We start from the raw sequence: 12,029 nt of genomic DNA on the forward strand, positions 1-12,029 counted from the left end.
CGCGCTATGCGCCTCCCGTCACGCGCAGCACTTCCTCGAGCGACGTCGCGCCGGCCGCGAGCCAGCGTTCGGCGTCGTCGCGCAGCGTGCGCATGCCTTGCGCGCGGCCCGCGGCGAGAATCTCCGCATCGGCCGCGTTGCGGTGAATCAGCGAGCGGATCGAATCGTCGACCACCAGCAGTTCGTACACGCCGCGCCGGCCCGTATAGCCCGAATGCCCGCACTTGTCGCAGCCGACCGGATGCCACACGGTGCGGCCGTCCTCGTGCCGCTCTTCCTTGCAGACCGGGCAGAGCTGGCGCACCAGGCGCTGTGCGAGCACCCCGAGCAGCGACGACGCGAGCAGGTAAGGCTCGACGCCCATGTCGGTCAGGCGCGTGACGGCCGACGCCGCGTCGTTCGTGTGCAGCGTCGCGAGCACAAGGTGGCCCGTCAGCGACGCCTGCACGGCGATCTGCGCGGTTTCGAGGTCGCGGATTTCGCCGATCATGATGACGTCCGGGTCCTGGCGCAGGATCGAGCGCAGCGCGCGGGCGAAGGTCATCCCGATCCGCTCGTTCACCTGCGTCTGGCCGATGCCGGACAAGTCGTATTCGATCGGATCCTCGACCGTCATGATGTTGGTCGTCGCCGTTTCGAGCCGCGACATCGATGCATACAGCGTGGTCGTCTTGCCCGAGCCGGTCGGGCCCGTCACCAGCACGATTCCGTGCGGGCGGCCGATCAGCTTGTCGAACTGCACGAGCGTGTCGCGGCCCATCCCGAGCGCTTCGAGGTTCAGGCGTTGCGCATCCTTTTCCAGCAGACGCAGCACTGCGCGTTCGCCGTGCCCGGTCGGCAGCGTCGACACGCGCACGTCGACCGGCCGGCCGCCGACGCGCAGCGTGATGCGGCCGTCCTGCGGCAGGCGTTTCTCGGCGATGTCGAGCTGCGCCATGATCTTGATCCGCGAGATCAGCGCGCCGTGCAGCGCCTTCTTCGGGCGCACGACGTCGCGCAGCGTGCCGTCGACGCGAAACCGCACGACCGACGCATTCTCGAACGGCTCGATGTGAATGTCCGATGCCTGTTCGCGCGCCGCTTGCGTGAGCAACGCGTTGATCATCCGGATGATCGGCGCGTCGTCTTCCGACTCGAGCAGATCCTCGACTTCGGGGATGTCCTGCATCAGCCGGGACAGATCGACTTCGCCTTCGACCTCGCCGACGATCTGCGCCGCGCTGCCGTCCTGGCGCGCGTATGCCTGGTTGATCGCCTGCGCGAGCTCGTCGGCCGGCACACGATGCACGGAGATCGAACCGAAGTTGCGCGCGATCTCGGCGAGCGCCGCATCGCTCGTGCGCTCGCTGATCCACACCTCGAGCGTGTCGTCGAGCTGGTGCGCGATCAGCACCTGGCCGCTCTTCGCGAAGCCGTACGGCAGCAGGCGCGCGGCGAGCGGCGACGGCGGCTGCCGTTCGCCCGGCGCGCCGTCGTGGGCGGAGGACGCGAGCACGTCGCTCACTGCGACGCTCCCGGTGCGGTGGTCAGCGGCTGTTGCGGCACCGCCTGCTGCGGCACGCCCTGCGATTGCGCGGGCGTCGCCTCCGGCAACGGCTGCGCCGGCACGGGCGCGACCTGGCGCTGCAGCTGCTGGCGGCGCATCTTGTCGAGATCGAACAGGTTGCCGGCGGCCGTGCCGCCCTGGCTCGGACCGATCGGCATCGGCGGGACGACCGGATCGTCCTTGTCGCGGATCACGTTGTTGTCCGACTTGTACGCACCCGTCACGCCCTGGATGTAGTCGTAGCGGTTTGCGGTGACTTCCTGCGCGGTGCCGCGATCGGAGATGATCACCGGGCGCAGGAACACCATCAGGTTCGTCTTCTGCCGCTGCTTCGATTCCGAGCGGAACAGCTGCCCGATCCACGGAATGTCGCCGAGCAGCGGCACCTTGCTGTTCGACACCTGGTAGTTGTCCTGCATCAGGCCGCCGAGCACGATGATCTCGCCGTTGTCGGCGAGGATCGTCGACTGGATCGAGCGCTTCGTGAAGGTCGGGCCCGTCTGCGAGTTGGTGGTGCCGCTGACGACCGCCGAGTCTTCCGTATAGAGCTGCAGCTTCAGGATGCCGCCATCGGTGATCTGCGGCTTTACGTGCAACGTCAGGCCGACGTCGCGACGGTCGTACGTGTTGAACGCATTGCTCGTGGTGCCGCTCGTCAGGTTCGAGTACGAACCGGTCGCGATCGGCACGTTCTGGCCGACGACGATCTTCGCTTCCTCGTTGTCGAGCGTGATCAGGTTCGGCGTCGACAGCACGTTCGCGTCGCTCACGCCCGAGAAATACTGCAGCAGCGCGCCGAGCCCCTGCACGCCGAACATGTTGTGCAGCCAGCCGATGTTGAGGCCCTGGTTCAGGCTCGACAGATTGGCGGCGAGCCCGGTGCTGGCCGCGGTGCCGCCGGTCGTCAGGTTGATGATGCTGTTGCCCGCGACGTTGCCGGCCGCGGCGGCCAGGTTCGTGCCGCCGAGGAACTGGCCGCTCGCGACCTGCCACTGGATCCCGAGTTGCCCCTGCGTCGTCGAGTTCAGCTCGACGATCAGCGCTTCGATGTAGACCTGCGCACGCCGCGCATCGAGCTGGTCGATCACCGAGCGCAGGTTCCGGTAGACCGGGTCGGACGCGGTGATGATCAGCGAGTTGGTGGCCGCGTCGGCCTGGATCATCCCGCCCGGCTGGTTGTCGTCGCCCTTGTCCTTGTCGCCGCCGAGCAGGCCGCCGCTGCCGATGCCGCCGCTGCCCGACGCGCCGCTGCCGTACGACGATGACGACGAACCGCCGAGGCCGCCCGACGGCAGCGGCGGGGTGCCCGACGTGCCGGTCGAGAAATTGCCGCTCGACGACGAGCCGCCGTTCTGGTTGAAGCTGTTCGCATCGTTGGACGACGCCGACGAACCGCTGTCGTTGCTGCTCTTGCCGAGCATCCCGCGCAGTGTCTTCGCGAGCTTCACCGCGTCGGCATTGCGCAGCGGCACGACGTGCATGTTGCCCGGCACCGCGCTCGGCGCGTCGAGCTGCTGCACGAGGCGCTTCGCCGCGGCGAGGCGCGACGCGCTCGATGCGCGCAGCAGCAGCGAATTGGTGCGCGGATCGGCCGTGACCGACACCTTCAGCGTCGCGTCGCTGTTGCCGATCGCGCCGGGGTCGAGCATCTTCTGCAACTGCGCGGCAAGGTCGATCGCATTCGCGTTGCGCAGCGGCACGACCTGCACCTGCGCGCCCGCGGCGCTGTCGACACCCGAGATGATCTGCGCGATGCGGCGCACGTTGTCGGCGTAGTCGGTGACGACGATCGTGTTGTTCGCCGGGTAGGCGGTGACCGTGTTGTTCGGCGAGATCAGCGGCCGCAGCACCGGCAGCAGGTTGTTCGCCGATTCGTTGTGCAGCTCGAACACCTGCGTGATGATCTGGTCGCCGCGCGCCTGCGGCGCATTGCCGACATAGGTCGGCACGCCCTGCAGCTTCGCGTCGGCTTCCGGCACGACCTTCAGCACGCCGTGATCCTGCACGAGCGCGAAGCCCTGCATGCGCAGCGCCGACTGCAGCGTCTTCAGCGCCTGGTCTTCCGGCACCGGCCGTTCGGCCACGAGATTGAGCTGCCCCTTCACGCGGGGGTCGACGATGATGGTCTTGCCGGTTGCGGCGCCGATCGCCTTGGCGACCTGGTCGATATCCGCATTCACGAAATTGAGCGTGACCTGAGCGTAGGCGGCCTGCGAGACGATGATGCCGGCGACCATCAGCGTCGTGGCGATGCGCCGCATAACGAAGCGATTTCTTGTCATGGATGAATGGGTCGATGCCGGCTCAGGCCACTTCCGGCGGTAGTGCTGGGATCCAGGTCCTAAAGGCGCGACATTAGCAGTTTTTCATGTCCGAAATATCACATTGATCCGAGGACTGTCTCACATACGACATGTATCCGGCACACCGTATGCAATATGTAAGGCTTCGGCAATGCCTCGTCATTCCGGCATCCGTCGTCATTTTGCGATGACTCGACACGAAAATGCGGTATAAACGGGCTGCCGCCTTTCGCCGGTCGCCGCATGACGGACTCTCGGTATGATACGGGCGGCGCGTTTCCAGTCGTACGAATAAGAAACACGGGTTTTCCCGATCCTCGCGTCATTTCCTTTTCGTTTCCGCAACATGAACAGACGGTTTGCTTCGATCGCGTTGATCGCCGCCGGCGCGTGGTTCGCCTGCGGAAACGCTCGCGCGGATTGTTTCGACGAGGCCGCCCGGTACCAGAAGGTCAATCCGCTGATCCTGCGCGCGATCGCGTGGCAGGAGTCGCGCAACCGGCCCGACGCGCTGAACAAGAACACGAACGGCTCGGTCGACTACGGCCTGATGCAGATCAATTCGATCCACCTGCCGACGCTGTCGCGCTACGGCATCGGCCGCGACACGCTGATGCAGCCGTGCAAGAACGTCTACATCGCCGCGTGGCATCTGCGCCAGAAGATGAATCGCTACGGCAATACATGGCAGGCCGTCGGCGCTTACCATTCCGAAACGCCGTCGCTGCGCGACAAGTACGCGCGGCAGATTGCGGCGATCCTGGCCCAGTGGAAGCTGCTGCCGCCCGAACAGTGACGCGGCGCCGCAGCACCGGCTGGTGCCATGCCGCTCGGCCGGCGCGCGTTTGATGCACAATGCGAATCTCACGCCGCGGTTTCGACCGGCTGCGGTCGACCGGCTGCGGTCGACGGGATCCGGGCGACCGGCTCCGGGCCGATCGCGCCCCGCCAGGGCGCCGCGGCCGCTTTTCCCTCTTTTCCGTTGGTGCAAATCGTTATGAATCCGGCAATGAACCAGCCGTTGCCCGTCACCGTGCTGTCCGGTTTCCTCGGCGCCGGCAAGACCACGCTGCTCAATCACATCCTCGCGAACCGCGCGGGCCTGAAAGTCGCCGTGATCGTCAACGATCTCGCGGCAGTCAACATCGACGCGTCGCTCGTGCGCGATGCGCAGGCGCTGTCGCACGTCGAGGAGCGCCTCGTCGAGATGTCGAACGGCTGCATCTGCTGCACGCTGCGTGACGACCTGCTCGTCGAGATCCGCAATCTCGGGGCGGAGGGCCGCTTCGATGCGATCGTGATCGAATCGACCGGCATCGCGGAGCCGATGCCGATCGCCGAAACCTTCACGTTCGTCGACGACGACGGCACGTCGCTGTCGAGCGTCGCGCGGCTCGACACGCTCATCACCGTGGTCGACGCCTACAACTTCCTGCGCGACTACGGCTCCGACGACGCGCTCGCGACGCGCGGCATCGCCGCATCGGACGAAGACGATCGCACGCTCGTCGAGTTGCTGATCGAGCAGATCGAATTCTGCGACGTGCTGGTGATCAACAAGGCCGACCTCGTCGGCGCGGACGAACTCGCACGCCTGCAGCACATCCTGGCACGCCTCAACCCGCGGGCGCACCAGGTCGTGTCGACGTTCGGCAACGTGCCGCTCGACGAAGTGCTGAACACCGGCCGCTTCGATTTCGACGAAGCCGCGAACGCGCCGGGCTGGCTCGCATCGCTCGATCATGATCACGCGCACGGTGACGACCACGATCCGCATCACGGGCACGTGCACGGCGAAGCCGACGAATTCGGCATCGGCAATTTTGTTTACCGTGCACGCCGGCCGTTTCATCCGGCACGCCTCTGGGCGCTGCTGCATCAGGAGTGGCCGGGCGTGTTGCGCAGCAAGGGCTTCTTCTGGCTCGCGACGCGCAACGACATCGCGGGCTCGCTGTCGCAGGCGGGCGGCGTGTGCCGGCACGGCCCCGCAGGTCTCTGGTGGGCCGCGCAGGATCGCGCGGAATGGCCGGACGACGACGAGTTGCTCGCCGAAATTCGCACGGAGTGGCAGGGCGATCTCGACGACCGCTCGGTCGGCGATCGCCGTCAGGAACTCGTGCTGATCGGCATCGGACTCGATGCCGACGCATGGCGCGCGAAACTCGATGCGTGCCTGCTCACCGATGCGGAATTCGCGCTCGGCGCGGCGCAATGGAGCGCGTTCGACGATCCGTTCCCGGCATGGGACGTCGATGCGCACGACGACGACGATCCCGACGCGCAGATCGTCCACGCGTAACGCACGGTAAAAAACGAGCGGCGAAAGGCAACCGTTAAATCTTGCAAGAGTGGCGCGAACTGTGGCGAAAATGCCGCGCGCGCCCAACAAAAAACCCGCCTGAAGGCGGGTTTTTTTTGGAACAGGCGCTGGATTAACGCTTGTTGACGGCGTCCTTGAACGCCTTGCCAGCCGTGAACTTGACCGTCTTGGCTGCCGGGATCTTGATGGTTTCGCCCGTCTTCGGGTTGCGGCCCGTACGTGCTGCGCGCTTGCCCGAACCGAAGCTGCCGAAGCCGATCAGCTGAACCGCATCACCCTTCGACACGGCCTTCTTGATGACTTCGAGCAGCGTGTCCAGCGTTTCGCCGGTTTGAGCCTTGCTGGCGCCCGTTTGGGCGGCGACGGCGTCGATCAGTTCCTGTTTGTTCATTAAGGTTCCTTTTTCAGGTTAGGTTTGACACGAACAGCGCGAACGCGCCGATTATACGTGCGCGAACCGTGCCGTCGAGAGTCAGACTCCGACGGCACAGCGCCGAATCCTGGCCCGCGCGACGTGCCGTCCGGCTTGCCGGCGGCCACCCCGCGGTACGGCGTTGCTATGATAGCGCAGCGCAAACCCAATAACGACAAGGGTTTCAAAGATTTTCATCGGTATTTCGCCGAATGAATCGTCGATTGCCCGTTTTTTGACCTGCGCCAACCGGACAGGATACGCAGCCGGGCACGCCGTCGCGCAACGCCGTTGGTTTTTGCCAACGGCCCGCCGGACGCCTCCGCGCAATCCCTTGCCAGGCTTGGCTGCCACGTTTTTTGTTTCGCATGCCCGACCGACTCGTTCCCGCCACGCTCGCCCGCCGCGACGACGGCATTCTCGTCTCGCCCGAGTATGGCGAGCTCCCTCGCGACGTGTCGCGCGCACGCGCGCACGCCGGCCGGATGCTCGCCGGCAACGGGCTGCCGGCCCGCTGGCAGGGCCGCCGCACGTTCACGATCGTCGAGACGGGTTTCGGCGCAGGCGGCCGGTTTCTCGCGACGTGGGCCGCGTGGCGCGACGATCCCGCACGCTGCGAGCGGCTGCATTTCGTCGCGATCGAACCGCATCCGTTCACACGCGAGGACCTGCGGCGAGCCGTTTCCCATATCGTTGCGAACACAACCATCTCGAAAAATGCCGACGCACTGGTCGATGCGTGGCCGATGCACGTACCCGGCCTGCACCGTCTCGAATTCGACGAAGGACGCGTGGTGCTCACGCTCGCGTTCGGCGATGCGCTCGGCATGTTGCAACAGCTCGTCGCATGCGCGGATGCGTTCTATCTCGGCAATGGCAACGCAGCGCAGGCCGCGCACGGCGATCTGTTGTCGCCCGACATCACGCGCGCGCTCGCGCGCATCGCAGGCGTTGGCGCGACCTATGCGACGCACGCTCGCGACGACGCGTTGAAACAGGCACTCGAGGAAACGGGCTTCACGAGTCGCGACGTCGACGATTGCGCAGGCGAGCCCGCATTACGCGTCGGCGAATACGCGCCGCGCTGGCGGATGCGCCGGCACGAACCGCCGCGCGCCTTGCCGGTTGCCGCGCGCGAGGCGATCGTGATCGGCGCCGGTCTGGCCGGCTGCGCGGTCGTCGAACGGCTGGCCGCGCGCGGCTGGAACGTCACGCTGATCGAGCGGCACGCGCGGATCGCCAGCGACGCATCGGGCAATCCGGCCGGCGTATTCCATCCGCTGATGACGCGCGACGACAACGTCGCGAGCCGCCTCACGCGCAGCGGTTTCCTGCATGCGCTCGCACGCTGGCGCGCGCTCGAGCATGCGGGCCGCGCGTTCGCGCGCAGCACACGCGGGATGATCCATCTCGCGGAATCGGAGGACGATTTCGTGCGGATGCGCGCTGCGTTCGACGCGCTCGGCGCGCCGTCCGAATACGTGTCGTTGCTCGGCACCGAGGCCGCGCGCGCGCATCTGAACCTGCCAGTCGCGCACGGCGGCCTGCTGTTTCCGCACGGCGGCGCCGTCTGGCCGGCCGGGCTTTGCGCCGCACAAGTTGCGGCCGCCGGTGAGCGCGTGAAGCTGCTGGCCGGCACCGAAGTCGCTCGACTCGAGCGTGATGGCCACACGTGGCGCGCGGTCGATGCGGCAGGTGAGACGCTCGCCGAAGCGCCGGTCGTCGTGCTCGCGAACGCGGGCGATGCCGTGCGTCTTGCGGGCCTGCGGCATGTGTCGCTGCAACCGGTGCGCGGCCAGCTCACGCTGCTGCCGCCCGCCAGCACGGCGCCACTGCCGTGCCCGGCGATCGGCGACGGCTACGCGGTGCCGCTCGACGACGGCACGCTGCTGATCGGTGCAACGTTCGAGCCCGACGACCTCGATCCGACGCTGCGCACCGCCGGGCATGTCGAAAACATCGCGCGTGTGCGGCATCTGCTGCCCGGCCTCATCGGCGAATTACCGGACGTCGGGACGCTGCGCGGGCGCGTCGCGTTTCGCTGGGTCGTCGCGGACCGCGTGCCGGTGATCGGCCCGCTTGCCGACGAAGCGCAGACCGTCGCGAACGCGCGCGCGCTGAGCGGTGCGAAGGCGCGCGACCTGCCACGCACCGCAGGCCTCTACGGCGCGTTCGGCTACGGTTCGCGCGGCCTCGTATGGGCCGCGCTCGGCGCCGAGCTGATCGCATCGCAACTCGAAGGCGAGCCGCTGCCGCTCGAGCGCGAACTGGCCGATGCCGTCGACCCGGCCCGTTTCCTGATCCGCGCACTGCGCGGCCGCCAGATCGGCTGATCTCGCTGGCGGAATCCTCACAGTACTTCGATTTTTTCGCGCAAGGTTATCCACTCGATGCTGTGGATAACCGCGCGGAATCCACGCGCAGTTCGTGTGCAATCACAGTGGACGTAAACTGGGCAACTCGGCACAGTCATCGAGCGGCCCGAAAGTTGCTCAACTCAAACCTCTGTGAGCAAACAACCTGTGCAACGGGTTATGGCTGTGCCAACACATTGATCTTGTTGCGTAAACCGAAGTTATCCACAGAACTGTGCGGGTCTTGTTAACTTCTACTACGTATATATACAAGTAAACCGTTGAAACCAAAGACCTGTGCCGCCTCACAGGGCCGCGAGTCGATTCGATCGGTTCCGGAGCGAAAAAGCTGTGGCACAATCGGTTTCCTTCGCGTTCGTTCGGCCAGGCGCCGGACATGCTTCAATGGAACGGTCGGCACGATTTCGAATCTGAATCTTCGAGACTGCGCAGTCCGTTCACACACCAGGCCGACAATCCAGATCGGCAGCCTGAACGACAGTTCCGCCGGACGGCGGAAAAAGGCGGATCCCATGTCCCGCCGTCGTCGACCACAACAATCACACTCGGGGCGATACCCAGCCGGCGTGCATCTCATTTCTGACGCTTGACCCCGCGCCGCTGGCGATTGCTTCCAAAGGAGAAGTCACCACGATGAAGTCGGCGTTCTCATTCCTGCCAAACTGGCCGCTCGCGCCGGATGCCGTGTTCTGGGCCGGGCTCGCGTTGTTCGCGGCCGGCCTGTGCGGCGAGCTGTGCTACCGCGCATGGCGGTTGCCGCGCATCACCGGCTATGCGGTGATCGGTCTCATCGCCGGTTCGTTCGGTTTCGGCGTGATCGACGCGAGCACCGACGAAACGTCGCGCCTGCTGATCGACGTCGCGCTCGGCCTGCTGCTGTTCGAACTCGGCAGCCGCCTCGACCTGAAATGGATTCGCCGCAATCCGTGGCTCATTGCGTCGAGCCTCGCCGAGGCGACGCTGACGTTCGTGCTCGTATTGTTCGTGATGCTCGCGCTCGGCGTGTCGGGCATGGTCGCGCTCGTGCTGTCGGCGATCGCGATCGCTACGTCGCCGTCGATGGTCATCCAGCTCAAGACCGAACTGCGCGCGGAAGGGCAGGTGTCGCAGCGCCTCATCACGCTGACCGCGCTGAACAGCGTGTACGCGATCGTGCTCACCAAGCTCGTCACGAGCTGGCTCCACCAGGAGGCATACGGGAACGTTTTCGCGACGATCCTGCAGCCCGTCTACCTGATCGCCGGTTCGTTCATCGTCGCGTACCTGGTCGCGCGTGCCTGCAATTACCTGTTCCGCCACATGACCTCGACGATGCGCGACGAGCATTCGTTCGTCGCGCTGTTCGGGCTCGTGATGCTCGCGATCGCGGTGGCGCAGGCGCTGAAGCTGTCGACGCTGCTCACGCTGCTGCTCGCCGGCATCATCGTGAAGAACCTCGAAGCGCGGCCGCAGTTGTGGCCCGAGCATTTCGGCACGGCCGGCTGGCTGCTGACGGTGGTGCTGTTCGTGCTGACGCTCACGTCGTTCACCTGGGGCGACATCGCACTCGGCGGGCTGCTCGCGATCGTGCTGATCGTCACGCGCCTCGTCGCGAAACTGGCCGGCGTCGTCGCGTTCGCCAAGCCGAGCGGGATCGGGATGAAGCAGGGCATCGCGCTCGGCATCGCGCTTACGCCGATGTCCGCGCTGTCGTATCTGCTCGTCGACGACACCTATCAGCTCTATCCGAATTTCGACCCGCACCTGCGCGCGATCGTGATGTGCACGATCGTGATTTTGCAGCTCGTCAGCCCGTTCGTCGTCTACCGCTGCCTGTCGGCGGTCAGCGAACGCAGCGACGGCAACTGATTTCCGGAACCTGCCATGGCACTCGAAACTTTCGTCAATTCCGAACCGTTCACGTTCGGCGTCGAACTGGAGATCCAGGTCGTCAACACGCACAACTACGACCTGACGAAGGCGGCATCCGACCTGATGCGCCTGATCCAGGGCGAGACCTTCCCCGGCAACATCACGCCCGAAATCACCGAGAGCATGATCGAGCTGTCGACCGGCATCTGCCATTCGCACGAGCAGGCGGTCAGCGAGCTGCATGCGATCCGCGACGTGCTCGTGAAGGCGGCCGACCAGCTCAACGTCGGGCTCGCCGGCGGCGGCACGCACGCGTTCCAGCAATGGAGCGACCGGCAGATCTACGACGCGCCGCGCTTCCAGTACATCTCCGAGCTGTACGGCTATCTCGCGAAGCAGTTCACCGTGTTCGGGCAGCACGTGCACATCGGCTGTCCCGATCCCGACAGCGCGCTGTTCCTGCTGCATTCGATGTCGCGCTTCATTCCGCACTTCATCGCGCTGTCCGCGTCGTCGCCGTTCGTGCAGAACGTCGACACCGGCTTCCATTCGGCGCGCCTGAATTCGGTGTTCGCGTTCCCGCTGTCGGGCCGCGCGCCGTTCGTGCTGACCTGGGACAGCTTCGAGGAGTACTTCACGAAGATGGTCAACACGGGCGTCGTCAATTCGATGAAGGACTTTTACTGGGATATCCGGCCGAAGCCCGGCTACGGGACCATCGAGGTGCGCGTGATGGACACGCCGCTGTCGGTCGACCGCGCGGCCGCGATCGCCTGCTACATCCAGACGCTCGCGCGCTACCTGCTGACCGACCGGCCGCTGAAGCTGTCGGAGGACGACTATCTCGTCTACACGTTCAACCGCTTCGAAGCGTGCCGCTTCGGGCTCGAGGGCACCTGCGTCAATCCTCAGACAGGTGAGCGCCGCACGATCGCGGAAGACATCCTCGACACGCTCGACCGGATCGCGCCGCATGCGGCCGCGCTCGGCTCGCGCGCGGCGCTCGACGAGATCGGCGCGCTCGCGAAGGCGCGCGTGAATGACGCATCATGGTTGAGAACCGTTTTCAAACAGGAAAAATCGCTGAACGAGACGGTTCGCCAGCAGTGCCTGCGCTGGCGTGAATGAAAAAATGTTTTGCAGATTACAGGCTCGACCGCGCGGCGATTCACTGAACGCCATTTGGCACCGATTCATGCGTCGCGCGTCGCCAGTGGTCCTG

General features: G+C 65.7%; 8 protein-coding genes. 5 read left to right on the top strand and 3 right to left on the bottom strand.

Annotated elements, in window-relative coordinates:
* Positions 1–4: 4 nt before the first annotated feature.
* Complete coding sequence (gene gspE, locus WS51_RS11150) at positions 5–1,504, bottom strand: type II secretion system ATPase GspE (protein WP_059452542.1); 1,500 nt, start codon at positions 1,502–1,504, stop codon at positions 5–7.
* Positions 1,501–3,828 (bottom strand): type II secretion system secretin GspD, encoded by a 2,328-nt coding sequence (gspD, locus tag WS51_RS11155; protein WP_069229208.1) that lies wholly within the window; start codon positions 3,826–3,828, stop codon positions 1,501–1,503. The genes gspE and gspD overlap by 4 nt, the downstream gene beginning before the upstream one ends.
* A gap of 367 nt (positions 3,829–4,195) precedes the next feature.
* Here gspD and WS51_RS11160 point away from each other — a divergent pair, with 367 nt between their 5' ends.
* Together WS51_RS11160 and WS51_RS11165 are read left to right on the top strand one after the other, a co-directional pair.
* Positions 4,196–4,645, top strand: a complete 450-nt coding sequence (locus WS51_RS11160) for a lytic transglycosylase domain-containing protein (protein ID WP_059505617.1) — start codon at positions 4,196–4,198, stop codon at positions 4,643–4,645.
* Between the two features lie 201 nt (positions 4,646–4,846).
* Positions 4,847–6,148 (top strand): GTP-binding protein, encoded by a 1,302-nt coding sequence (locus WS51_RS11165; protein WP_069229209.1) that lies wholly within the window; start codon positions 4,847–4,849, stop codon positions 6,146–6,148.
* 133 nt (positions 6,149–6,281) lie between these two features.
* Here the strand turns inward: WS51_RS11165 and WS51_RS11170 are convergent, their stop codons facing one another.
* A complete protein-coding gene (locus WS51_RS11170) occupies positions 6,282–6,560 on the bottom strand; it encodes an HU family DNA-binding protein (protein WP_006401505.1) in 279 nt (92 codons plus the stop codon).
* A 389-nt stretch (positions 6,561–6,949) separates the two neighbouring features.
* Here WS51_RS11170 and mnmC point away from each other — a divergent pair, with 389 nt between their 5' ends.
* From mnmC to WS51_RS11185, 3 genes are all read left to right on the top strand, one after another.
* The gene (mnmC, locus tag WS51_RS11175) at positions 6,950–8,914 is read left to right on the top strand and encodes a bifunctional tRNA (5-methylaminomethyl-2-thiouridine)(34)-methyltransferase MnmC2/FAD-dependent 5-carboxymethylaminomethyl-2-thiouridine(34) oxidoreductase MnmC1 (protein WP_069229210.1); all 1,965 of its coding nucleotides are present in this window, start codon (positions 6,950–6,952) and stop codon (positions 8,912–8,914) included.
* Positions 8,915–9,589: 675 nt separating this feature from the next.
* Positions 9,590–10,804, top strand: a complete 1,215-nt coding sequence (locus WS51_RS11180; protein WP_059452547.1) for a cation:proton antiporter — start codon at positions 9,590–9,592, stop codon at positions 10,802–10,804.
* Between the two features lie 15 nt (positions 10,805–10,819).
* Positions 10,820–11,935 carry a YbdK family carboxylate-amine ligase gene (locus tag WS51_RS11185; RefSeq protein ID WP_006490006.1) on the top strand — a complete coding sequence of 372 codons (1,116 nt, stop codon included), beginning with the start codon at positions 10,820–10,822 and terminating at the stop codon, positions 11,933–11,935.
* Positions 11,936–12,029: the final 94 nt, after the last annotated feature.

It is taken from the genome of Burkholderia territorii (genome assembly GCF_001718335.1).
GTDB lineage: Bacteria > Pseudomonadota > Gammaproteobacteria > Burkholderiales > Burkholderiaceae > Burkholderia > Burkholderia territorii.